Origin of the sequence: Roseovarius sp. (assembly GCF_965228755.1) — a bacterium.
Classification (GTDB): Bacteria; Pseudomonadota; Alphaproteobacteria; order Rhodobacterales; family Rhodobacteraceae; genus Roseovarius.
This window is the reverse complement of record NZ_CBDDIG010000013.1, coordinates 206,550-229,527: the sequence shown is the minus strand read 5'-3', so window position 1 is coordinate 229,527 and position 22,978 is coordinate 206,550. Positions and strand designations below refer to the sequence as shown.

Sequence of the window (22,978 nt, the reverse complement as noted above, 5' to 3'; positions counted from 1 at the left end):
ACAGTTGCGCGGGGATGTGAATTGGGTAATAACCGGCTGTAAACCCGTTAGCGATAACAGCTAATCCGTACGCCCTGCCGCCATTCACGACAGGCCCATTGACACGCCCCGCCGCGCCATGATGATCGGGCGGACGAGCAGCCGGAGGACCACCCCGCCCATGAGACGCCACCGCAACGTCAAGATCGTCGCCACGCTCGGCCCGTCGTCCGAGAGCTACGAGATGATCCGCGCCCTGCATGAAGCCGGGGCCGACGTGTTCCGGCTGAACATGAGCCACGGCACCCATGAAGGCATCCGTGAGAAGCACCGGATCATCCGGCAGATCGAGGAGGAGCTGAACAGCCCGATCGGGATCCTGGCCGATTTGCAGGGCCCGAAGCTTCGGGTGGGGGAATTCGCGAAGGGCGAGGAGGAGCTGGAGCCCGGCGCCGCCTTCCGGCTGGACCTTGACGAGGCGGAGGGGGATGGCACTCGTGTCTGCCTGCCGCATCCGGAGATTTTCGAGGCGCTGGAACCGGGCGCGACGCTGCTGGTCAATGACGGGAAGATCCGGCTGAAGGTGACGGAGTGCGGCGAGGGCTATGCCGAGACCGAGGTGATCGTGGGCGGCACGATTTCCAACCGCAAGGGGGTGAACGTGCCGGACGTGGTGCTGCCGCTGGCGGCGCTGAGCGAAAAGGACCGCGAGGATCTGGAATTCGCCTGCGAGCTGGGCGTCGACTGGCTGGCGCTGAGCTTCGTGCAGCGGGCGGCGGATGTCGAGGAGGCGCGGGCGCTGGCGAAGGGCCGGGCCGCGATCCTGTCGAAGATCGAGAAGCCCTCGGCGGTGGAGTGGTTCGACAACATCCTTGCCGCCTCGGACGGGATCATGGTGGCGCGGGGCGACCTGGGCGTCGAGCTGCCGGTGCAGAACGTGCCGCCGATCCAGAAGCGGCTGGTGCGGAAATGCCGGGCGCAGGCCAAGCCGGTGATCGTGGCGACGCAGATGCTCGAATCGATGATCGAGAGCCCGATGCCGACCCGGGCCGAGGTGTCGGACGTGGCCGCCGCCATCTACGAGGGGACCGACGCGGTGATGCTGTCGGCGGAAAGCGCCGCGGGCAGCTATCCGGTGGAGGCCGTGACCACGATGGACAACGTGGCGCGGGAGGTGGAGAACGACCCGACCTACACCCAGATCATCGAGGCGTCGCGGGTGATCAGCCGCACCAGCGTGGCCGACGGCATCGTCGCCGCCGCGCGCGAGATTGCCGAGGCCACGGATATCGTCGCCATCTGCTGTTTCAGCCAGTCGGGCACGACCGCCCTGCTGACCGCCCGCGAAAGGCCGCGCGTGCCGATCATCGCCATGACCAACCTTGTCGGCACCGCCCGGCGGCTGGCGCTGACCTGGGGGGTGAACTGCGTGATGACGGGGCAGCTGGACCGGTTCAAGCAGGCGGTGCTGAACGCCGCGCGGGCGGCGCGCGAACAGGGCTATGCCCAGCCGCTCGACCAGATCGTGGTGACCGCCGGGGTGCCCTTCAACGTGCCGGGGACCACCAACATCCTGCGGGTGGCGCCCTGTCAGGAGAGTTTGATTTATTCCACCGATCCGGGATAACCTGAGCCGGAAGCTGTGACCCGCCCAACGAGAGGGAAGGACCGCGCGTGAGCCCCGACCTGCTGCTTGTCATCGGTATCGTCCTGGCGGTCCTGGCGGTCCCGTCGATGCTGTCGGCCATTGCCGACCGGCGGACGCCGCGGGTGGCGGCGGTGGTCGCGATCATCGCGGGCTGCATGATCGTCTGGGCTTTCCGCGAACAGCCGGGCGGCTACACGATCCAGGAAATCCCCGAGGTCTTCGTGCGGGTGGTGGCGGAGTTCATCTGAGGCCCGGCTAATGATCGGCTCTAGTGATCGGCGCCGTGCTCTATATTGCACATGTCGTGATCGGACAGCGAGGCCAGCACGTAGCAATCCTGCGGCGCGCCCTTTCCCGAGCAGCCGTCGACGATGCGGCCCAGTTCGGTTTCGAGCGCCCTGAGCCGGGCGATCTTGTGGCGCACGTCTTCAAGCTGGGCCTGCGCGATATCCGAGGCTTCCTGGCAGGTGCGGTCGGGGTGGCGCTGCAGCTCGATCAGCGAGGATATGGCGCCGAGCGGAAAGCCGAGGTCGCGGGCGTGGCGGATGAAACCCAGCTGTTCCAGCTCGTCGCGGCCATAGCGCCGCTGGTTGCCCGATGTGCGCCCGGCGGCGGCGATCAGGCCCATCTCCTCGTAATAGCGGATGGTGGGCACCTTGACCCCGGTGCGGCGCGACAGCTCTCCGATGGAAAACATGAAAAGACCTCTTGAAGCTCTAGTTCCTAGAGAGATTAGGTTGGGCTCAACGGAATTTCAACGAGGTGGGCCATGGCAGGCTGTTGTGGACATGATGCGAAGTTCGACGGGGTGTCGGACGCCTATAAACGCAGGCTCTGGGCGGTGATCGCCATCAACGCGGCGATGTTCGCCGTGGAGATGGGCGCCGGGCAGATGGCGCAGTCGCAGGCGCTGAAGGCGGACGCGCTGGATTTCCTGGGCGACGCGCTGACCTATGGCATTTCGCTGGCGGTGATCGGCGCCTCGGTGCAGGTGCGCACGACGGCGGCGCTGGCCAAGGGCGTGAGCCTGTTGCTGATGGGGCTGTGGGTGATGGGTTCGACCGTCTACCGGGTGTTCGTGGTGGGCGTGCCGGAGGCCGGGATCATGGGCGTCGTGGGGTTCATGGCACTGGCCGCGAACGTGGCGAGCGTGCTGCTCTTGATGCAGTACAAGGACGGCGACGCCAACGTGCGCTCGGTCTGGCTGTGTTCGCGCAACGACGCGATCGGCAACGTGGCGGTGATGCTGGCCGCGCTGGGGGTCTGGGGCACCACGACCGGCTGGCCCGACCTGATCGTCGCGGGGATCATGGCGGGGCTGTTCCTGACCTCCTCGGTGCAGATCATCCGGCAGGCGCTGGAGGAGCGGCGGGACGAGGCCGGGCACGTGCACGAGCCCGGCTGAGCCGCCCGGATTCCCCCTTGCTTATCTGGTCGGAACTTCGTATATCGCCCGCTCATCAGCGCGGCCGGCCGGAGTGGCATGCCGAGTCGCGTAGAACAACCGACCGACAAAGGAGCCGGAAATGCCCAAGATGAAGACCAAGTCGAGCTGCAAGAAGCGGTTCAAGATCAGCGGCACCGGAAAGGTGATCCGCGCCCAGGCTGGCAAGCAGCACGGGATGATCAAACGCACCAACAAGTTCATCCGCGACGCGCGTGGAACGACCACGCTGAGCAAGGCTGATGAGAAGATCATCAAGCCGATGATGCCCTATTCGCGCTAAGGAGAACTGATCAATGGCACGCGTTAAAGGTGGGACCGTTACCCACGCCCGTCACAAGAAAGTCACCAGCGCCGCGAAAGGCTATTACGGCCGCCGCAAGAACACCTTCAAGGTGGCGGCACAGGCTGTCGACAAGGCCAACCAGTACGCCACCCGGGACCGCAAGAACCGCAAGCGCAACTTCCGTGCGCTGTGGATCCAGCGGATCAACGCGGCAGTGCGCGCACATGACGAAAGCCTGACCTATTCGCGCTTCGTCAACGGCCTGAGCCTGGCCGGGGTCGAGGTGGACCGCAAGGTTCTCGCCGACCTGGCCGTGCACGAGCCGGCGGCGTTCGGCGCGATCGTCGAGCAGGCAAAAAGCGCATTGGCACGGTAAGCCAGTCGCACCGAGGGACAAAATGAAGCGCCGCCGGGCAGGGATGCCGGCGGCGTTTTTCTGTTTGGGGGGGGTGGCAAGATGGTGGCCGCCCCGCGCGTGGCGGACGGCGGGATTCGAGTATTTTTGGAAAAGTGAAACTGGGTGGCGGGTGACTGAAATCGAGCGTGCCCGGAACACTCCGCAGGGCCGGCACGTTTCTCTCATGTCATGACCGAAGCCACAGCCGACATATCCGCCCCCGCCGATGCCCGCACCGCCAGCCTCTACCGGATGGACATGCCGGATCATCTCTGTCCCTTCGGGCTGAAGTCGCGCTGGTTGTTGAAGCGGTCGGGCTACGAGGTCGACGACCACCTGCTCACCAGCCGCGAGGAGGTGGATGCCTTCATGGAGCGCGAAGGCGTCGAGACCACGCCGCAGACCTATATCGGCGGCGAGCGGGTCGGCGGCTACGAGGAGTTGCGCGAGCGGTTGGGGTATTCCGTGGCGAAGGAGGGCGAGACCTCCTACACCCCCGTGATCGCGATTTTCGCCGTCTCGGCGCTGGTGGCGCTGGCGATTGCCTGGGCGTCGCTGGGCACGGTGCTGGACATCCGCACGGTGGAATGGTTCGCCGCGACCGCCATGACCCTGCTGGCGGTGCAGAAGCTGCAGGACGTGGAGAGCTTTTCCACCATGTTCCTCAATTACGACCTGCTGGCCCGGCGCTGGGTGCCTTACGGCTATCTCTACCCGTTCGGTGAGGCGCTGGCGGGGATCTTGATGATCGCCGGGGCGCTCATATGGCTGGCAGCCCCCGTGGCGCTGTTCATCGGCACGGTGGGCGCAATCTCGGTCTTCAAGGCGGTTTACGTGGACAAGCGGGAGTTGAAATGCGCCTGTGTCGGCGGGAATTCCAACGTGCCGCTGGGCTTCGTGTCGCTGACCGAGAACCTGGTGATGATCGCGATGGGCGCGTGGATGCTGCTCAAGTAACCTCGCGCCGCCCGAAGGAGGCGAGGTTCGCGGGGGCGAGGAAGATCGACACGGTGAGCAGGCTGAAGACCAGCTCATAAACCTCCCACTGCCGGGGGATGTCGATCACCAGCATCACCACGCTGGCGACGACGCCCATGATCCCGTGGCGCCAGAGCGGCACCGGCACCGCCAGCCGGTCGGCCAGCCGGGTGACTAGGGCGGATTTGCCGTAGAGCGCCGGCAGGGCCAGGAGGTAGAGCAGGATGGCGACGGTCAGCCCGCCGCCGAACACCGTCTTGGTGAGCTGCTTGCCGCCCACGACGATGTTGTGCAGCGTGATCTCCTCCTGGTAGTTGTGCTCCATCAGGTAGTCGGGCGTTTCCAGGTCGAAGATGCGCTGGCCCCAGGAAATCTCCTCTCCCGTGCCGAAGACGAAAATCAGCGCGTAGAGCGTCAAGCAGGCGCCGGCCAGCGCCTGGCCCTTGCGGACCTGGCGTACCGCCTGCCAGGCCAGCACCAGCGCCGAGACGAACAGCATCAGCGCGGTGCCGTATTCGACGGGCCCGTCCTCGATGGCGAAGCCGGTGGCGAATTGCCGGTCGAAGCCGAGGATCCAGTAGGCGATGGTGAACAGCAGGCTGGCGTTCATCAGGCCGAAGAGGAACTGGTCTGCGGGGGAGAAGGAACGCATCGGGCCTGCCTTTCTTGAGAAAAAGAGTCGTCTTGCTGCGCTAAGAATCCGCGCGCACAGTGTCAACCGACGAAAGCGCGAGCCGGCGGTCTTTCGACGCCCCTTGCCGCGCGGGCGGCGCCTGCATAGGCTCTGCGCCATGGACCACAAGCAATTCACCGCCGCCCTGCCCCGCGAGGTGCTGGCCGACCTGAACGCGACCGAGGATGCCCCCGGCCTGCGCCACCTGGCGGGGCATTTCGGGCTGATCGGGCTGTTCGGGGTGTGGATCGCGCAGGGCTGGTGGCTCTGGCCGGTGGCGGTGGTGGCGCAGGGAATCGCGATTTGCTTCCTGTTCACGCTGGAGCACGAGGCGACGCACAAGACGCCGTTTCGGACGTTGTGGGTCAACGAATGGGTCGGGCGGATCTGTGGCCTGCTGTTGTCGCAGCCCTTCGAGTGGTTCCGGTATTTTCACCTGGCCCATCATCGGTTCACCAATATCCCCGGCAAGGATCCGGAGCTGATCGGCGGCGGCAAGCCGGAGACCTGGGGGCAGTATATCCGCCACGTCTCGGGCCTGCCCTTCTGGGGAGCGATGATCGGGGTGACGGTGCGGAATGCGCTGGGGCGCGACCCGGGGCCGTATATTCCGGAGCGCGCCCGGCCACGGGTGGTGGCCGAGGCGCGATGGATGCTGGCGATCTATGCCGTGGCGCTGGCGAGCCTTCTGTTCACGCCCCTCCTTTTCTGGGTGTGGCTGCTGCCCTGCCTTGTCGGCCAGCCCTTCCTGCGGCTCTACCTGCTGGCCGAGCACGGGCGTTGTGCCTTCGTCGCGAACATGTTCGAGAACACGCGCACCACCTATACCAACCGCATCATCCGGTTCCTGGCGTGGAACATGCCCTATCACGTGGAACATCACACCCTGCCCAACGTGCCCTTCCACCGCCTGCCGGAGCTGCACGGGCATATGCAGGGCCGCCATGCCGTGACGTCGGAGGGCTACGCGGCCTTCACGGCCGACTATGCCAAGGCGCTGCGATAGGGCGAAAGCCCCGCCACCGCTTGCATTCGGGCCCCCGCCCGGCTAGCAGGACAGCCGACAGCACAACCAAGGGCGCCCGGCGATGGACGATCTGCGCGACAAGTATATTTCCCTGATTTCCGGGGCCAAGGACGAGGCCGCGCTGGAGGACCTGCGCGTGCAGGCCGTCGGCAAGAAGGGCGAGGTCAGCCTGAAGATGCGCGAGCTGGGCAAGATGACGCCCGAGGAACGGCAGGAGGCCGGGCCGAAGCTGAACGCGCTGAAGGACGAGATCAACTCGGCGCTCGCGGCCAAGAAGGCGGCGCTGGCGGATGCGGCGCTGGACGAGCGGCTGAAGACCGAGTGGCTGGACGTCACCCTGCCCGGCCGGACCCGGCGCAGCGGCACGATCCACCCGGTCAGCCAGGTGACCGAGGAAGTGACGGCGATCTTTGCCGATATGGGGTTCTCGGTGGCCGAGGGGCCGCAGGTCGAGAGCGACTGGCACAATTTCGACGCGCTCAACATTCCCGGCCACCACCCGGCGCGGGCCGAGATGGACACGTTCTACATGCACCGGGCCGAGGGCGACGAGCGCCCGCCGCACGTGCTGCGCACCCATACCTCGCCGGTGCAGATCCGGTCGATGGAGCTGCAGGGCGCGCCGCTGCGGGTGATCTGCCCGGGCCGCGTCTACCGCGCCGATTACGACCAGACGCACACGCCGATGTTCCACCAGGTCGAGGGGCTGGCGGTGGATACCGATATCTCGATGGCGAACCTGAAATGGTGCCTCGAGGAGTTCGTGAAGGCGTTCTTCGAGGTGGACGCGGTCGAGCTGCGCTTCCGCGCCTCGCATTTCCCGTTCACGGAGCCCTCGGCCGAGGTCGATATCCGCTGTTCATGGGAAGGCGGCACGCTGAAGATCGGCGAGGGCGACGACTGGATGGAGATCCTCGGGAGCGGCATGGTGCACCCCAAGGTGCTGCAGGCCGGCAATATCGACCCCGACCGCTGGCAGGGCTTCGCCTTCGGCATCGGCATCGACCGGCTGGCGATGCTGAAGTACGGCATCCCGGATCTGCGGGCGTTCTTCGATTCCGACCTGCGGTGGTTGCGGCATTACGGGTTTTCGAGCCTGGATGTGCCGACGCTGCATGGCGGGTTAAGTAGGTGACTTTCAGTTACGACAGTAAGCTTATGGCTCAAGCTCTATCTGTCGTTGCTGAAGCCGGAATCCACGGGATGAAGTACAACGGCTTATTGGAAGGTTGGCCCAATGAGAAACACAGCCGAAAATCGAATAGGATGCGGTGGTCCTTGGTATCAGCCCACCCATTTTCGGGCAGAGAATTCGAGGATTATCTGATCCTAGCTTGGCGATTTGGTTTCTTGGAGCGCTCGAAATACAAAGAACTGACCTGGAAGCATGGTGTAGATAAGTCAGCCTATCCAACCGAAGACGAAATTATTCGACTCACACGGGAAGGATGGGAATTCATAGAGAAAAACGATCGACCCGTTATACATCGCTGGGTATCCAATACCGTCGAGAATGTACCGACGATTGTAGTGTCATTAATAGCGGCACTTTTGACGAGTTGGGTGCTCTACTCGATTGGCGCGCCCAAATAGCTTAAAGCCTTTAGCGTCGGCATCCGATCCACGTTATGAGCCGTCGGGTTGCGACACGGAACGGGGCGTTTATGGTATCCCGCGAACGTCCCGGAACCGGAGGTCGCCACATGCCCCTTTTCAGACATGAGAACCGGCAGCGAAGCGAGCGCAGCCGACGTCTATATGCCGCCTACGAGATCGCCCATACGGTCGTCGATTTCAGCGCGGCGGTGAGTTTCCTGATCGGCTCGGTGCTGTTCTTCTGGAAGGAGACCGAGACGGTGGCGATCTGGTTCTTCGTCGTGGGTTCGGTCCTGTTCTGCGTCAAGCCGACGCTGCGGCTGGCGCGGGAGATCCACCTGCTGTCGCTGGGCCGGGTCGACGAGCTGGCGCGCCGGGGGGAGCAGCCCTGACCCCGGCGCCGCTTGACTTGGCCCGCGCCACGCCCGACGCTGGCGTCGGGACAGGCAGGCGGAGAGCGGCGGATGAGCCATCGGCGGGCGCGCTTGGGGCAGGTGACGGGATGCCTCCGGCGGGGATATTTGGGGCCAGAAGAAGCCGGGGCGCGCCTGCGCTTCTTCTTGGTTAAAATATCCATATCCGCGCTCGCCTTTCTCGCTGTCGTTGCGGGTGTCGTGCTGTCGGCGGGGGCGGCGCTGGCGCATGCCTCGGAGCAGGGGTTCGTGCTGCTGCTTCCCACGGATGTCTATATCGCCGCCGGGGGCGCGAGTGTCGGGCTGACGGTGGTGCTGCTGGCGCTGTTGCCGCCGGGCGCGGCGGAGGCGCTGTTTCGCACGGTGCGGCTGTGGCCCGCCAGCGCGGGGTTCCGGCATGTCACCTCCTGCCTAACGGCGGGGCTTCTGGCCTTTCTGGTGTGGCGCGGGTTCACTGGGTCGCGGGATCCGTCGGTGAACCCGATGCCGCTTTTCGTCTGGACGGTGTGGTGGATCGGGCTGGTCACGCTGCAGGGGCTGGTGGGTCCTCACTGGCGCTGGACGAACCCGTGGACGGGGCCGGCGGCGGTACTGGCCCGGCTGACCGGGGCGCGGGCGCCGTGGCGCTATCCGCGGAGGCTGGGGCATTGGCCGGCGGTGGGGATCTTCGTGGCCTTCGCCGGGTTCCTGCTGGCCGATCCGGCGCCGAGCGATCCGGCGCGGCTGGCGGCCTATGCCGGGGCCTACTGGTACGTGGCGCTGTTGGGGCTGGTGCTGTTCGGGCCCGCCTGGATGGTAAGGGCCGAAGGGATCACGGTGCTGATGCGGATATATGCGCGGATGGCGGTGCTGGGCCGGTTCAGGGGCCGGGTGGCGGCGGGGCTGCCGGGGTGGCAGGTGATCCGGCTCAAGGCGCCGCCGCTGGCGCTGGCGGTGTTCACGCTGGTTCTGCTGGGCACCGGCAGTTTCGACGGGCTGAACGAGACGTTCTGGTGGATGGGCGTGTTGGGGGTGAACCCGCTGGAGTTTCCCGGCCGGTCAGCGGTGATCGGGCAGACGCTGGCGGGGCTGGTGGGGTGCAACCTGGCGCTTATCGGGGCGTTTGCCGGTTGCCTGTGGCTGGGGGAGCGGCTGGCGGGGACGCGGCGGCCTTTGCGAGAGGCGTTCTGCCTGTTCGCGCCGTCGATCCTGCCGATCGCGCTGGCCTATCACGTGGCCCATTACCTGACCGCGCTGCTGGTCGACGGGCAATATGTGCTGAAGGCGCTGAACGACCCGCTGGGCAACGGTGCAAGCCTGCTGGGGCTGGCGGAGTTCTATGTCACCACGGGGTTTTTCAACACGCCCGGCACGGTCAAGCTGATCTGGCTGACGCAGGCCGGGGTGGTGGTGGCGGGGCACGTGATCGCCATCCTGCTGGCCCATGCGCTGGCGCTGAAGGACACGCCCGGCACCCGCCGCGCCGTGCTGGGGCAGGCACCGCTGGCGGCGTTCATGGTTGCCTACACGGTGTTCGGGTTGTGGCTGCTGGCCTCGCCACGGGGCCTGTGACCCCCGCAAGACACTGGACAAACGCGCTGACGCTTCGCAGGATCGGGTCAAGCAACAGGGAGAGCTTGCAATGACCAGACTCATCAAGGGCACCACGCGCCGCGGCGCGCTGAAGACACTGGCGGGGGGCGCCGCGGGCGCGGCGAGCCTGCCGCTCTGGGCGCGGTTCGCCGAGGCGCAGACATCGGAGCCGATCAAGGTGGGCTTTCAGGTGCACCGCACCGGCATCGGCGCCGCCTATGGCCGCTGGTACGACCGCACCACACAGGCCGCCGCCAAGCTGATCAACGAGAATGGCGGGATCAATGGCCGGATGATCGAGATCGTCGCCGAGGATGACGGCACCGACCCCAAGCGCGGCGCCGAGGTGGTGGAGAAATTCGCCAACCAGCATGGCTGTGACGTGGGGTTCGGCACGCTGTTCAGCCACGTGGTGATCGGTTCGGCCCCGCGGGCGGGTGAGCTGAAGCTGCCGTATTTCGTGGTCTCCGAGGGCCATCACGTGGCCAGCGGCATGCTCAACCGGTACACGCTGCAGCCCGGCATCACGGACGTGAAAAGCCAGGTGCAGGCGATGGCGCCCTACGTGGCGGAGAACCTGGGCAAGAAGGTCACGATGGTCTTCCCCGACTTCGCCTTTGGCCACGATCACCGGGATTTCTTCACCGCCGCGATCGAGGAGCAGGGCGGCGAGGTGCTGGAGCATATCGCCATCCCGCCGTCGGAGACGAGCTTTACCAAGTATTTCCCCAAGATCCCGCGCGAGACGGAGGTTCTGTATCACGTGATGGTGGGCCCGGCCGTGCTGACCTTCGTCAAGGAGCTGGGCGAGTTCTTCGGGCCGAGCCGGCCGGAGATCTTCGGCTTCATCGACAGCCTCGAGGCGGTCGACATGGCGAGCCCCGGCCTCGAGTACCTCGACGGCACCTATTTCTGGGAGGGTAACCCGCGCCACGCGCAGGAGGACCAGACCGAGTTCGACAAGTTCTTCCGCGAGAAGGTGGGCGTGGACGAGCGCGGCGCGTCGGTGAGCGATGCGAGCGACGTGTCGACCTATGCCCACATGTTCGGCTGCTGGGAGACGCTGCATATCCTGAAGGCCGGGATGGAGGCCGCCGATTACAAGGGGCCGGATGACCGTGCCGCGCTGATCGAGGCGGTGGAGGCGATGACCGACATGCCGGAATCGAACGAGCATCCGCAGGGGGCGAAGCGGTTCAACGGCAAGACCCACCAGGTGTTCGGGCACCAGTATATCAGCCGGGTCGAGGACGGGTTCCTCAAGCGGGTGCATACCACGTCGATCGAGGACACGCTGTACCCCGACGAGGTGGATTACACGACGCAGTCGTTCTGAGGCCGTAGCGGAACGGGTCGGGGCGCGCCGCGAGGGGCGCCCCGATGACGGTTATCGGCGCAAGTGGGCGAAATCTTTGAAAGATTTCGGTCCGCTTTCTTTTCAAGAAAGCGCGGCGTTGCGTGGGGTGGCATAGGGAATCCCTCCTGTCGCGCCGCGTTGCACCCGCAAGGCTGGCAGGAGGCCACCATGATCGAACTCGACCCGCCCTTCAGGCTTGCCCGCGAAAGCGACGCGCCGCAGCTTGCCGACCTGGTGAACTTCGCCGGCGAGGGCCTGCCGCTGCATATCTGGACCGGGCTTGCCGGCGCGGGCGAGGATCCGTGGGAGATCGGCCGTGCCCGGCAGGCCGCGAAGGCGGGCGAGGGGCAGATCGTCGTCGCGGATTTCGGGCAAGGGGCCGTCGCCGGCTTGACCGGGTACCGGATCGGGCCGGAGCCGGAGTCGATCGGCGCGGATTTCCCGCCGCTCTTCCGGCCGCTTCAGGAGCTGGAGAAAGAGGCGCTCGACAGTTGGTATGTCAATGTCCTGGCCTGCTATCCCGAGCACAGGGGCAAGGGCCTCGGGTCGCAACTGCTGGATATCGCGGAAGAGATCGGCCGGGCGGAGGGGGTGCCGCGGATGAGCGTGATCGTCGCGAGCGACAATACCGGGGCGCGGCGGCTATATGAACGGCACGGGTACCGGCAGACGGCGGAGCGGCCCTGCGAAAAGGGAAGCTGGGACACCGAGACCGAGCGCTGGGTTCTGCTGATGAAATCGCTGTAGCGGGCCGCGCCATGGCGGTTCCGGATACGAAAAACAGCCCCGGAGAGACCTCCGGGGCTGTTGCTTGCTAACGGTCGAGTGCGTCGCTTATTCGCTGCTGCCGCCGCTTTCGGCCTCGTCCAGCGACAGGGCCACGAAGCGCGGCTCGCCGGCGCGGCGGACGAGAAGCAGGAGCGACTTGCGCCCGGCCTCGCGGGCCTCGCCGATGCGGTCCTCGAAATCGCCGATGGCGCGCAGCTTCTGCTGGCCGGCCTCGGTGATCACGTCGCCGGCGCGCATGCCCTTCTCGTAGGCCTCGGACAGCGTGTCGATGTCCTTGACGACAAGGCCGTTGGTTTCGGGCTCAAGCTCGAGCTGCCCGCGCAGTTCGTCATCGAGCGGCGCGAGGGTCAGGCCGAGCACGGTCTTCTCCGCGTCTTCCTGGGCGTCGGGCTCGTCCTCGCCCGGCTGGGCCGCGGGAATGGCGCCCTCGGCCTCTTCACGGCGGCCAAGTTCGACCTTCAGCGTCTTGGTCTTGCCGTCGCGGAAGACGACCACGCGCACGGTCTTGCCGACCGGGCTGTTGCCGACCTGGCGGACGAGGCTGCGGGTGTCGGTGACATCCTTGCCGTCGAAGGACATGATCACGTCGCCGGCTTCCATGCCCGCCTCGGCGGCGGGGCCCTCGGGCACGTCGGTGACCAGCGCGCCCGCGACCTTCTCGAGGCCGATGGCCTCGGCCACGTCGTCGGTCACGTCCTGGATGCGGACGCCGAGCCAGCCGCGGCGGGTTTCGCCGAACTCCTTGAGCTGATCGACCACGCGGGTGACCACGTTGGAGGCCATCGAGAAGCCGATGCCGATCGAGCCGCCGGTGGGCGACAGGATGGCGGTGTTGACGCCGATCACCTGGCCGTCGAGGTTGAAGAGCGGGCCGCCCGAGTTGCCGCGGTTGATGGCGGCGTCGGTCTGGATGTAGTCATCGTAGGTGCCCGACAGCGCCCGGTTGCGGGCCGAGACGATCCCGGCGGATACCGAGAAGCCCTGACCCAGCGGGTTGCCCATGGCGACGACCCAGTCGCCGACGCGGGCCGCGTCGCTGTCGCCGAAGCTGACGAAGGGCAGCGGCTTGTCGGCCTCGACCTTCAGCAGTGCGATATCGGTCTTGGGGTCGGTGCCGATCACCTCGGCCGGAAGTTCCTCGCCCGAGAAGAATTCGATGATCACCTCGTCGGCGCTTTCGATGACGTGGTTGTTGGTGACGACATAGCCGTCTTCGGAGATCACGAAGCCGGACCCCAGCGCCGAGGTGCGGCGCGGGCTGTCGCCGTTGCGATCCTGGAATTCACGAAAGAAATCCTCGAAGGGGGAGCCTTCGGGGACGATGGGCGAAGGCCCGGTGCCCTGTGCCACCACCGTCGAGGTGGTGATGTTGACGACGGCCGGGCTGACCGTGTCGGCGAGATCTGCAAAGCTGTCGGGGCGCGCCTGGGCCGCGATGGCCTGGGCGATGACGAGGCCCATGGCGAGCGCCGTCAGCCAGAAGGCCCGCAGTGCGCCGCGTGCGTCCTGTTGCTGTGCGATGGTTTGTGCTGTCAATGGAAACTCTCCTCCGGTTGATCCGATTGTCATCATCGGTAGGGCAGTTGTTGTCCTGGACTTCTATTTATGAACGGTTGCCCGAGACGCAAAACTTGGCAAGCCGGTGTCACGACCATGTGAACCTGTCGCGAGCGCCAAAGCAAGGGCGCATGTCAGGCGCCAAGCATCTTTGCGCACCATACCAGCACCAGCCCGATGGCGATCGAACCCAGCCCGATCAGGCGACGGCTGTCATGCGGCAGGGCGCGCAGGGCGGCGAGCAGTTGCTCGACAAGCGAAGGGGCCAGTGCATAGACCAGCCCCTCGACCACGAGTACCAGCCCGAGGGCCAGAAAGAACGTGGCAATCAATTGGTGACCTCTTCATCGGCCGGGTCTTCCGCGTCGGTCTGCTGGTCCGTCGCGGTGTCGTCGGCGGCCTGGTCCTCCGTCGCGGTGTCACCGGTGGCCGTGTCGTCGGCCTCCGGCTCCTCGGTGGCGGTGTCGGAGGTGGCGCCGGTGTCGTCTTCCGCCGCCTCCTCTTCCGCGGCGGCCCCCTCGCCGAGATCCTCGGCGGCCTGCTCGGCCGCCTCTTCCGCGGCTTCCGCGGCCGCTTCGGCCTCCTTCTCGGCTTCCTGCTGGGCGGCGTCCTCTTCGAGGCGGCGCCGCTCGCTTTCCGGAAGGTCCGGCGAAATCTCGGTTTCCGGAGCCATTTCGCGGAGGCGTTCCATGTCGATCTCCTCGATGGCGACCTCGCCCAGACCGTCGGCGCGCACGGCCTCGAACATCTGGCCGAGGAACTCGCTGTTGGGGGAGAAGACGATGGTCGAATTCTCTTCGTTCATCGACCGTTCGAGGGCAGAGAGCGAGCGGTAGAAGGCGAAGAAATCCGGGTTGTTGCCGAAGGCCTCGGCATAGATCCGGTTGCGTTCGGCATCGGCCTCGCCTCGGGCGATCTCGGCCTCGCGTTCGGCGTTCGACACGGTTTCCACCACGGTCCGGTCGGCGGCGGCGCGGACGCGCTGTGCCGCCTCGTTACCGCGGGCGATCTCGTCGGCGGCCTCGCGTTCCCGCTCGGCCCGCATCCGGGCGAAGGTGGCGTCGAGGTTCTGCTGCGGCAGGTTGGTCTGCTTCAGCCGCACGTCGACGATTTCGAGACCGAGACCCGCCGCGCTGGCACGGGCCTGCTCGAGGATGCGGACGGCAAGGTCGCGCCGCTGTGGCGACAGGATCGTGTCGGATGTCACCTGATCGGCACCCAGCACCTCGCGGATCTGGGCGTTCAGGACCGAGGCGAGCCGGTCTTCGGCGACGCGCGTGCCGCCGATGCCGACAGCCTGCCGGAACTGGACCACGTCGGCGATCCGGTAGCGGGTGAAGGCATCGACCACGAGCCGGCGGTCATCCGAGGGCGTGACCTCGATCGCGTCGGTATCGAGCGACAGGATCCGCCGGTCGTAGCGCACGACCTCCTGGATCAGGGGGATCTTTACGCCGAGGCCCGGCTGATCGACGACCTTCTTGATCTGGCCGAATTGCAGGACAAGGGCCTTTTCACGTTCGTCCACGATGTAGAGCGAGGACAGGATGCCGATGATCGCAACGGCAAGGATGGGCAGAAAGAAAGCGGATTTGCGCATCAGTTCGATCCTTCGTTGCCGGCGGGCCGCGGGCGGCGCAATTGGTCAAGGGGCAGGTAGGGCAGCACGCCCTCGCCATTGGCACCGGTGGATTCGTCGAGCAGGATCTTGTCCATCTTGCCGAGCGTGCGCTCTACCGTTTCGAGGTAGAGGCGGCGTTGGGTGACCTCGGGCGCCTGGTTGAATTCCTGGGCCACGGCGATGAAGCGGCTGGCCTCACCGATGGCTTCGTTGACGACGCGGGCGCGATAGCCTTCGGCCTGTTCGAGCACTTGCGCGGCTTCACCGCGGGCCTCGGCCAGAACGCGGTTGGCGTAGGCATCGGCCTGGCGTTGCAGGCGGTCGCGTTCCTGTTCGGCGGCCTGCACCTCGCGGAAGGCGTCGATCACCTCGCGCGGCGGGTCGGCGGTGTCGAGGTTGACCCGGACGATGTTGATGCCGCTTTGGTATTCGTCGAGCGTCGCCTGGATATTCTCGCGCGCGGTGTCGGCGATGATCCCACGGTCGCGGTTGAGGATCGGGGCGAGGTTGGTCGCGGCGATGATCTCGCGCATGACGGCCTCGGACACCGCCTGAACCGTCAGTTGCGGATCACGGATGTTGAATAGAAGCTTTGCCGGGTCGTTGATGTTCCAGACAACCTGGAAGTCGATATCGACGATGTTCGCGTCGGTGGTCAGCATCAGGCCGTCGCCGCCCGAAGACGAGCCGCGACCGCTGCCGATGTTCTCGGTGCGCTCGGAGGTGACGTTGATCACCTCGGCGGTCACGAGCGGCCAGGGCGCGAAGTTGAGGCCGGGGTCGCCGGTGGAATAGTACTTGCCGAGGAACAGCTCGACCGACTGCTCTTCGGGTTTGACGGTGTAGAAGCTGGCCATGGCCCAGAGCACGACGGCGATCAGGCCGCCGATGACGAAAACGCCGCGTCCGAAGGGCGCGCCGCCGCCCGGGCCGGTGCCGTTGCCCTTGCCCGAACCGCCGCGGCCGCCCATGAGCACGCGGAGCTGATCCTGGCCTTTCCTGACAAGCTCGTCGATCTCGGGGATCTGCGAGCCCCCTTCCGGCGGGCGCCGCCCGCCCCGGTTGCCGCGACGGTCGTCGTCTCCGCCGTTGCCTCCCGAGTTTCCGCCGCCGCCCCAGGGGCCGCCAGAATGTCCAGCCATTTAACCTCTTCCTCTGTTTTGGCGTCCGTCCAAACGCTACTTCATAACCTGTGGTTTCACAGGCAAAAATCAACCGGTTCGCGCCGGGCTCCGCATGGTCACGATCTCTTCCGACATGGTGGGATGTACCGCCACCGTGCGGTCGAAATCCTCTTTCGTGGCGCCCATCTTGACCGCGATACCGGCCATCTGGATCATCTCGCCCGCGCCCGGCGCGACGATGTGACAGCCCAGCACCTTGCGGCTGGCCTGGCTGACGATCAGCTTCATCAGCACCCGGTCGGACCGGCCTGCGAAGGCCTGTTGCATGGGCTTGAACGAGGTCGCGTAGACCTCGATCGGTTCCTGTTCCTGCGCCGCCTCTTCCGACAGGCCCACCGTGCCGAACTCGGGCTGGGTGAAGATCGCCGTCGGGATCAGCTCGTGATCGACCGGGGTGGGGTTGCCGTTGAACACCGTCTCGACAAAGGCCATCCCCTCGCGGATCGCCACGGGGGTCAGGTTCACCCGGTCGGTCACGTCGCCGATGGCATAGATCGAGGGCACGCTGGTCTGGCTGTACTCGTCGACCAGCACCTCGCCCTTGCGGCCGAGCTTCACGCCCGCCTCTTCCAGCCCCATGCCGTCGGTGTTGGGCCGGCGACCCGTGGCGAAAAAGATCTTTTCGAACGTGTGCTCGGTGCCGTTGGTGCCGGTCACGCGGTAGCCGTCGCCGGTTTTCTCGACCCGCTTGATGTCGGTGCCGAGATGCAGGTGGATGCCGCCGGCGATCATCTCGTCGGCGATCAGGCCGCGCGCCTCCTCGTCGAAGCCGCGCAGGATCTGGGCGCCGCGGTAGAACTGCGTCACCTCGACGCCGAGGCCGTTGAGGATGCCGGCGAACTCGCAGGCGATGTAGCCGCCGCCGATGATCAGGATGGATTTCGGCAGCGTGTCGAGGTGGAAGATGTCGTTCGATACCAGCCCCTCGTCGGCGCCGGGCAGGTCGGGGCGGACCGGGCGGCCGCCGGTGGCCAGAAGGATGTGCTTGGCGGTGAAGGTTTCGCCGGTCGACAGCTTGACGGTGTGGGCATCCTCGAGCGTGGCGCGGGCGTCGTAGGTGTCGACCCCGTTGGAGGAGAGCAGCTTGCGATAGACGCCTTCCAGCCGGTCGAGCTCGGTATGCAGGCGGGTCCTGAAGGCGGTCCAGTCGAAGGCGCCGGCCTCGACCTTCCAGCCATAGGCCTGTGCGTCTTCGATCTGGCCGGGGTATTCGCTGGCAAAGACCATCAGCTTCTTGGGCACGCAGCCCCGGATCACGCAGGTGCCGCCATAGTGGTCTTCCTCGGCCAGCGCCACCTTGGCGCCGCCCTGCGCCGCTACCCGGGCCGCGCGCACGCCGCCCGATCCGCCGCCGATCACGAAGAGATCGTAGTCGAAGCTCATATCGTTTTTGTCCTAATCCTGCAGGTCGGAGAAGAGATTGTCGGATTCCATGAAATCCAGACGGTCTTCTTCCACCGTGCCTTCGTTGATATCGCGCGTCTCGACCTTGCCGTTGCCGTGGCCGAGGATCACGATGTCGCAGATATCCATGAAAAGCCCGTTTTCAACGACGCCCGGCATCTGGTTGAGCACCATGGCGAGCTGATGCGGGTTGCCGATGCGGCCGAGATGGAGGTCGATGATGTAGTTGCCCTCGTCGGTGATGTAGGGGTGGCGGCCGTTCATCCGGAGCGAGGCGTCGCGGCCGAGCACGTCCATGCTGACCAGAAGCTCCTCGATCAGCGACCGGGTGGTCTGCCAGCCGAAGGGGATGACCTCGACCGGCAGGGGGAAGGCGCCGAGGGTTTCGACCTCTTTCCCGATATCGGCGATCACGATCATCTGATCGGAGGCGGTGGCGACGATCTTCTCCTGCAAGAGCGCGCCGCCGCCGCCCTTGATGAGGTTGAGGTTGCCGTCGAACTCGTCGGCGCCGTCGATGGTGAGGTCGAGCCACTTGGCCTCGTCCAGGCTGACCACGTCGATGCCCACGTCGCGGGCGAGCTCTGCCGTGCGGGCGGAGGTGGGCACGCCGCGGATCTTGAGCCCGTCGTCGCGGACCAGTTCGCCCAGGCAGCGCACCATCCACGCCGCGGTGCTTCCGGTGCCGAGGCCCACGCGCATGCCGTCCTCGACATAGTCGACGGATCGCTTGGCGGCGACGAATTTCGCCTTGTCGATGGGCGACAACTCTCCGGACATGGCAGGCAACTCCCGAACACTCTGGCCGGTTATAAGAGAGTTGCGCGCACGGTGCGAGGGGCAATTGCCGCAAAAAAGCGGGGGAATCGGGCCCTAGGCGGGCGGAACGACCTTCACCTGCAGCGGATGGGTGACCGCGCGCCCCGGATCGGCGCCGAACATGGCGAGCCAGAGCGTGGCGAGAAACAGAACGAACCAGGCGGCAGACATGGCGCCCCTCCTTTCGGGATGTGTGGACGGGAGGGTAGGCCGAGATGGTTAACGGCCGGTGAAATTCACCGATCCGCGCGGCGGGAGGTCGTTTTCGGGCATGACAGGCCGGGCGCAGGGCCCTATGCGCGGCGCATGACCCGACCCTATCGCCTGCATTACGCCCCCGACAACGCCTCGCTCATCATCCGGCTGGTGCTGGAGGAGCTGGGCGTGCCGTACGAAACCGCGCTGGTCGACCGCAAGGCAAGAGGCCAGAAGGCGCCGGAGTATCTGAAGATGAACCCTGCCGGGCTGATCCCCGCGCTGGAGACGCCGGAGGGGCCAATCTTCGAGACCGGCGCGATCCTTCTGTGGCTGGCCGACCGGCACGGGGCGCTGGCCCCGGCGCCCGACAGCAGCGAGCGCGGCGCGTTCCTGAAATGGCTGTTCTTCACCTCGAACACGCTGCACGTGGCGCTGCGAATGCGGTTCTACCCGGCGCAGTACGTGGGCGACGACCCAGGCGCGCAGGCCGCGCTTCGGGAGCATCTGAAGGGTGAGATCGCCCGGCACCTGTCCCTGATCGAGGCGCAGGCGGCGGCGGGGCCGGGGTGGCTTTGCGGGGCGGACCGCTCGGTGCTGGATTTCTACATCGCCTGCCTGATCCGCTGGGCCCGGCTATACCCCGCGGCGGAGCACAACGCCTGGGTCCGGCTGGCGGATTGGCCGCATATGCAGGCCATGGCGACGCGTCTGGAACGTTGCAAGGCCGTCGGGGCTGCCATAGATGCGGAGGGGCTGGGAGAGACGCCCTTTACCGCTCCGCGACACGCAACACCACCAGAAGGCAGCGCCACCTGATGTTTCTTTCCGTCTTCGACATGTTCAAGGTCGGTATCGGCCCCTCCTCCTCGCACACGATGGGGCCGATGGTGGCGGCGGGCAAGTTCCTCGACAAGATGCGCGCGGCGCCGTTCGGGTTTCACGGGGTGAAGGGCTCGCTGCATGGCTCGCTGGCGTTCACCGGCGTGGGCCATGCGACGGACCGGGCGACGATCCTTGGGCTGGCCGGGTTCCTGCCCGAGACCTATGACCACGAGCGGGCCGAGAAGGTGCTCGAGGAGATCCGCGAGACGCACACGGTGTCGCCCGAGGGCCTCGGCACGTTGAAGTTTCACCCCAAGGACGATCTGACCTTCGATTTCGGGCCGAACCTGCCCGGCCATGCCAACGGCATGATCCTGATGGCGACCGACAAGCAGGGCGACGTGATCCTGCAGGAGACGTATTATTCCATCGGCGGCGGTTTCGTGATGACCGAGGCCGAACTGGCGGCGGGGCGCAACACGGAAGAGGGCGAGCCGGTCCCCTACCCGTTCAAGAGTGCCGCCGAGATGCTGGAGATGGCCGAGACCAGCGGCAAGTCCATCGCCCAGATGAAGAAGGCCAACGAGATTTCGCGCGGCGGGTCGGAGAACCTGAAATCGGGTGTCAGCCGTATCTGGCAGGTGATGAACGACTGTATCGAGCGCGGGTTGACCACCGAGGGCGAGCTGCCCGGCGGGCTGTATGTCAAGCGGCGGGCCAAGGGGATTGCCGATGCGCTGGTGGCCGAGCGGGGCACCAACCTGAACGCGCCGCACAAGATCAACGACTGGATGAGCGCCTATGCCATGGCCGTCAACGAGGAGAACGCCGCCGGCGGGCAGGTCGTGACCGCCCCCACCAACGGCGCGGCGGGCGTCGTGCCGGCGGTGATCAAGTACTGGCTGGAGCATGTGCCGGGCGCGTCGGAGGCGCAGGTGGAGGATTTCCTGCTGACCGCGGCGGCGATCGGCGGGCTGGTCAAGTACAACGCCTCGATCTCGGGAGCCGAAGCCGGTTGCCAGGCGGAAGTCGGCAGCGCGGCGGCGATGGGGGCGGCCGGGCTGGCGGCGGTGCTGGGCGGCACGCCGCAGCAGATCGAGAACGCGGCCGAGATCGCGCTGGAGCATCACCTCGGCATGACTTGCGACCCGGTGAAGGGGCTGGTGCAGGTGCCCTGCATCGAGCGCAACGGGCTGGGCGCCATCAAAGCGGTGAGCGCGGCCAGCCTGGCCCTGCGCGGCGACGGCACGCACCTGGTGCCGCTCGATGCCTGCATCGAGACGATGCGGCAGACCGGGGCGGACATGAGCGAGAAGTACAAGGAAACCTCGCTTGGCGGGCTGGCGGTGAACGTGCCCAACTGCTGAGGGGTCGGGCGGCAGGCGACAGGTTCTATCGGTAGCCCGGCATTGTCACCGGTTTTCAGGACAGAATGCGCTTGCACCCCCTGCCGCTTTTCTGTGCAGTGCCGCGCAGGAACGCACGCAGGACAGGCAGCAGGACCATGATCGCAAACACCGGCCGGACCGGCCTCGGTATTCTGTTAATGGTGGGCTTTGCCATCATCGCCCCGGCCATGGACACCTGCGCCAAGCTGATCGGCGATGCCGTGGCCGTGGGCCAGATCGCGACGACGCGGTTCGTGGCGCAATCGGTGCTGCTGGTGCCGCTGGCGCTGGCCTTCGGCTGGCTGCACCGGCCCGGGCGGGGCGAGGTGGCGCTGCACCTTGTGCGGGCAGCGCTTCTGCTGGTGGCGACGGCGTTCTTCTTCACCGCGCTGCGGTTCATGCCGGTGGCCGAGGCGATCTCGATCTTCTTCGTCGAGCCTTTCATCCTGACCCTGCTGGGCGGGCTGCTGCTGGGCGAGCCGATCGGGCCAAGGCGCTATGTCGCCTGTGCCATCGGCTTTGCCGGGGCGCTGCTGATCATCCAGCCCAGTTTCGAGGAGGTCGGACTGGTGGCGCTGCTGCCGCTGGTCACCGCATTGTGCTTTGCCTTCTACATGATCCTGACTCGGCGGATGGCGACGCGGATGCACCCGATCACCCTGCAGGTCTATACCGGCTTTGCCGCGCTGGCGCTGGCGGTGCCGCTGCTGTGGGCCTTCGACGGCTCGGGCGTGGCCCCGCTCGACCCGGTCTGGCCGGAGGCGCGCGAGTTCTGGCTGCTGCTGGCGCTGGGGGTGTTCGCGACGCTGGCGCATGTCTGCATCAGCTTCGCGCTGGCCTTCGCGCCGGCCTCGCTGCTGGCGCCGATCCAGTACCTCGAGATCGTCAGCGCCACGATCCTGGGCTTTTACGTGTTCGGCGACCTGCCCGACGCGCTGGCCTTCGCCGGGATCGGGCTGATCGTGGCGTCGGGGCTGTTCGTGTTCGTGCGCGAGCGCAAGCTGGAACGCCGCCCCGTGCCGCAGCCCTAATCGCCCGACCAGAGCGCCGTGGTGCCCAGAAGCGACCGGACCACCGTTTCCAGCGCGTGTTCGGGGAGAATGACCAGCATCTTGGGCGCCGTGAAGGACATGTGCACCGTGCCGGTCGCGATGTTCGAGGTGCCGACCCGCCCGTCGGGGGCGAAGTTCAGACCGTTGATCGGCCATTCCAGCCCGTCCGACACCCCCTCGACCGCGCCCATGGGAAAGAGCGACACCCGCGTTTCCGCCGTCAGGTCGAGCGAGATCGAGGGCGGGGCGAGGAAGACCAGCTCCTCGGCCCCCAGCAGGATGCAGCGGCGGCCCGGAAAGCGCACCAGCGTGTTGTAGGCGGCGAGCGCATGGTCGAGCCGGTCGCCGGAAAAGCCGATGCCGACGACCAGCGGCGCGCGGATGTTGCGCAGGCATTTCTCGAAATCGGTGCTGTCCTGCTCGGCGATCCGGTGGAGGGCGGCGGGCGGCAGGGCGCGCTGTGCCGCGTCGGAAATCGAATCGAAATCGCCGATCACGGCGGCCGGTTCGACCCCGTTTGCCAGCGCCGCGTCGGCCCCGCTGTCGGCCGCGACGACCTGCGGCGCCAACGCCAGCGCCCGCTCGATACGCGTTTTCGTCACCGACGCGCCGCCGATCAACGTGACTGGTTCACTGGCATGCACAATCAAGGCAAGACTCCGCAGATTGTAACCCGATTAAGAAATAGAACACATTCTAACCACTAAATGATACGGTAATACTCCAAGAATCGAACCGCTTTGGTCTAGGGGAACATGGTAAACACGGGGCCAG

At 66.3% G+C, this 22,978-nt stretch carries 24 protein-coding genes; 15 read left to right on the top strand and 9 right to left on the bottom strand.

Going from position 1 to position 22,978, the window contains the following annotated elements:
* The first annotated feature begins 160 nt into the window (after positions 1-160).
* Positions 161-1,606, top strand: a complete 1,446-nt coding sequence (gene pyk, locus ACO07J_RS19410) for a pyruvate kinase (RefSeq protein ID WP_422032020.1) — start codon at positions 161-163, stop codon at positions 1,604-1,606.
* A 47-nt stretch (positions 1,607-1,653) separates the two neighbouring features.
* Positions 1,654-1,875: a hypothetical protein gene (locus tag ACO07J_RS19405; RefSeq protein WP_422032018.1), complete on the top strand. Its 222-nt coding sequence runs from the start codon at positions 1,654-1,656 to the stop codon at positions 1,873-1,875.
* A 20-nt stretch (positions 1,876-1,895) separates the two neighbouring features.
* Here the strand turns inward: ACO07J_RS19405 and ACO07J_RS19400 are convergent, their stop codons facing one another.
* Complete coding sequence (locus tag ACO07J_RS19400; protein WP_422032016.1) at positions 1,896-2,324, bottom strand: MerR family transcriptional regulator; 429 nt, start codon at positions 2,322-2,324, stop codon at positions 1,896-1,898.
* Positions 2,325-2,396: 72 nt separating this feature from the next.
* Here ACO07J_RS19400 and ACO07J_RS19395 point away from each other — a divergent pair, with 72 nt between their 5' ends.
* The 4 genes from ACO07J_RS19395 (at position 2,397) to ACO07J_RS19380 (ending at position 4,711) form a co-directional block, all read left to right on the top strand.
* Positions 2,397-3,032, top strand: coding sequence for a cation transporter (locus tag ACO07J_RS19395; RefSeq protein WP_422032014.1), 636 nt, complete (start codon positions 2,397-2,399; stop codon positions 3,030-3,032).
* 121 nt (positions 3,033-3,153) lie between these two features.
* Positions 3,154-3,354, top strand: coding sequence for a 50S ribosomal protein L35 (gene rpmI, locus ACO07J_RS19390; RefSeq protein ID WP_300891778.1), 201 nt, complete (start codon positions 3,154-3,156; stop codon positions 3,352-3,354).
* 13 nt (positions 3,355-3,367) lie between these two features.
* On the top strand, positions 3,368-3,733 hold the full coding sequence (rplT, locus tag ACO07J_RS19385; protein ID WP_300891780.1) for a 50S ribosomal protein L20: 366 nt from the start codon (positions 3,368-3,370) through the stop codon (positions 3,731-3,733).
* 210 nt (positions 3,734-3,943) lie between these two features.
* Entirely contained in the window at positions 3,944-4,711 is a 768-nt protein-coding gene (locus ACO07J_RS19380; protein ID WP_422032011.1) for a MauE/DoxX family redox-associated membrane protein, read from the top strand.
* On the opposite strand, the gene ACO07J_RS19375 is transcribed toward ACO07J_RS19380, so the two are convergent.
* Positions 4,704-5,384, bottom strand: coding sequence for a hypothetical protein (locus tag ACO07J_RS19375; RefSeq protein WP_422032009.1), 681 nt, complete (start codon positions 5,382-5,384; stop codon positions 4,704-4,706). The genes ACO07J_RS19380 and ACO07J_RS19375 overlap by 8 nt on opposite strands.
* Before the next feature lie 139 nt (positions 5,385-5,523).
* On the opposite strand from ACO07J_RS19375, the gene ACO07J_RS19370 reads away from it, so the two are divergent.
* From ACO07J_RS19370 to ACO07J_RS19345, 6 genes are all read left to right on the top strand, one after another.
* Complete coding sequence (locus ACO07J_RS19370; protein ID WP_422032007.1) at positions 5,524-6,411, top strand: fatty acid desaturase family protein; 888 nt, start codon at positions 5,524-5,526, stop codon at positions 6,409-6,411.
* Between the two features lie 82 nt (positions 6,412-6,493).
* On the top strand, positions 6,494-7,567 hold the full coding sequence (pheS, locus tag ACO07J_RS19365; protein ID WP_422032005.1) for a phenylalanine--tRNA ligase subunit alpha: 1,074 nt from the start codon (positions 6,494-6,496) through the stop codon (positions 7,565-7,567).
* Positions 7,568-8,135: 568 nt separating this feature from the next.
* Positions 8,136-8,420 carry a YrhK family protein gene (locus ACO07J_RS19360; protein WP_422032003.1) on the top strand — a complete coding sequence of 95 codons (285 nt, stop codon included), beginning with the start codon at positions 8,136-8,138 and terminating at the stop codon, positions 8,418-8,420.
* 168 nt (positions 8,421-8,588) lie between these two features.
* Positions 8,589-9,992 carry a hypothetical protein gene (locus ACO07J_RS19355; protein ID WP_422032001.1) on the top strand — a complete coding sequence of 468 codons (1,404 nt, stop codon included), beginning with the start codon at positions 8,589-8,591 and terminating at the stop codon, positions 9,990-9,992.
* 70 nt (positions 9,993-10,062) lie between these two features.
* On the top strand, positions 10,063-11,349 hold the full coding sequence (locus ACO07J_RS19350; RefSeq protein ID WP_422031999.1) for an ABC transporter substrate-binding protein: 1,287 nt from the start codon (positions 10,063-10,065) through the stop codon (positions 11,347-11,349).
* Positions 11,350-11,538: 189 nt separating this feature from the next.
* Positions 11,539-12,117, top strand: coding sequence for a GNAT family N-acetyltransferase (locus tag ACO07J_RS19345; RefSeq protein ID WP_422031997.1), 579 nt, complete (start codon positions 11,539-11,541; stop codon positions 12,115-12,117).
* A gap of 87 nt (positions 12,118-12,204) precedes the next feature.
* Here ACO07J_RS19345 and ACO07J_RS19340 read toward each other — a convergent pair whose 3' ends face one another.
* The 6 genes from ACO07J_RS19340 to rpiA all read right to left on the bottom strand — a co-directional run bounded on the left by ACO07J_RS19340 (position 12,205) and on the right by rpiA (position 18,705).
* Positions 12,205-13,620: a Do family serine endopeptidase gene (locus ACO07J_RS19340; RefSeq protein ID WP_422033454.1), complete on the bottom strand. Its 1,416-nt coding sequence runs from the start codon at positions 13,618-13,620 to the stop codon at positions 12,205-12,207.
* Positions 13,621-13,850: 230 nt separating this feature from the next.
* Positions 13,851-14,045, bottom strand: coding sequence for a DUF2065 domain-containing protein (locus ACO07J_RS19335; protein ID WP_422033452.1), 195 nt, complete (start codon positions 14,043-14,045; stop codon positions 13,851-13,853).
* Positions 14,045-15,316, bottom strand: coding sequence for a protease modulator HflC (gene hflC, locus ACO07J_RS19330; RefSeq protein ID WP_422031995.1), 1,272 nt, complete (start codon positions 15,314-15,316; stop codon positions 14,045-14,047). The genes ACO07J_RS19335 and hflC overlap by 1 nt, the downstream gene beginning before the upstream one ends.
* Positions 15,316-16,479 carry an FtsH protease activity modulator HflK gene (hflK, locus tag ACO07J_RS19325; RefSeq protein ID WP_422031993.1) on the bottom strand — a complete coding sequence of 388 codons (1,164 nt, stop codon included), beginning with the start codon at positions 16,477-16,479 and terminating at the stop codon, positions 15,316-15,318. The genes hflC and hflK overlap by 1 nt, the downstream gene beginning before the upstream one ends.
* A gap of 69 nt (positions 16,480-16,548) precedes the next feature.
* Entirely contained in the window at positions 16,549-17,904 is a 1,356-nt protein-coding gene (gene gor / locus ACO07J_RS19320) for a glutathione-disulfide reductase (RefSeq protein WP_422031991.1), read from the bottom strand.
* Positions 17,905-17,916: 12 nt separating this feature from the next.
* The gene (gene rpiA / locus ACO07J_RS19315; RefSeq protein WP_422031989.1) at positions 17,917-18,705 is read right to left on the bottom strand and encodes a ribose-5-phosphate isomerase RpiA; all 789 of its coding nucleotides are present in this window, start codon (positions 18,703-18,705) and stop codon (positions 17,917-17,919) included.
* Between the two features lie 345 nt (positions 18,706-19,050).
* On the opposite strand from rpiA, the gene ACO07J_RS19310 reads away from it, so the two are divergent.
* From ACO07J_RS19310 to ACO07J_RS19300, 3 genes are all read left to right on the top strand, one after another.
* Positions 19,051-19,758, top strand: a complete 708-nt coding sequence (locus ACO07J_RS19310; protein WP_422031987.1) for a glutathione S-transferase family protein — start codon at positions 19,051-19,053, stop codon at positions 19,756-19,758.
* Positions 19,758-21,131 carry an L-serine ammonia-lyase gene (locus tag ACO07J_RS19305; protein ID WP_422031985.1) on the top strand — a complete coding sequence of 458 codons (1,374 nt, stop codon included), beginning with the start codon at positions 19,758-19,760 and terminating at the stop codon, positions 21,129-21,131. The genes ACO07J_RS19310 and ACO07J_RS19305 overlap by 1 nt, the downstream gene beginning before the upstream one ends.
* A 137-nt stretch (positions 21,132-21,268) precedes the next feature.
* On the top strand, positions 21,269-22,183 hold the full coding sequence (locus ACO07J_RS19300; protein WP_422031983.1) for a DMT family transporter: 915 nt from the start codon (positions 21,269-21,271) through the stop codon (positions 22,181-22,183).
* On the opposite strand, the gene ACO07J_RS19295 is transcribed toward ACO07J_RS19300, so the two are convergent.
* Positions 22,180-22,848, bottom strand: a complete 669-nt coding sequence (locus ACO07J_RS19295; protein WP_422033450.1) for a thiamine diphosphokinase — start codon at positions 22,846-22,848, stop codon at positions 22,180-22,182. The genes ACO07J_RS19300 and ACO07J_RS19295 overlap by 4 nt on opposite strands.
* Positions 22,849-22,978: the final 130 nt, after the last annotated feature.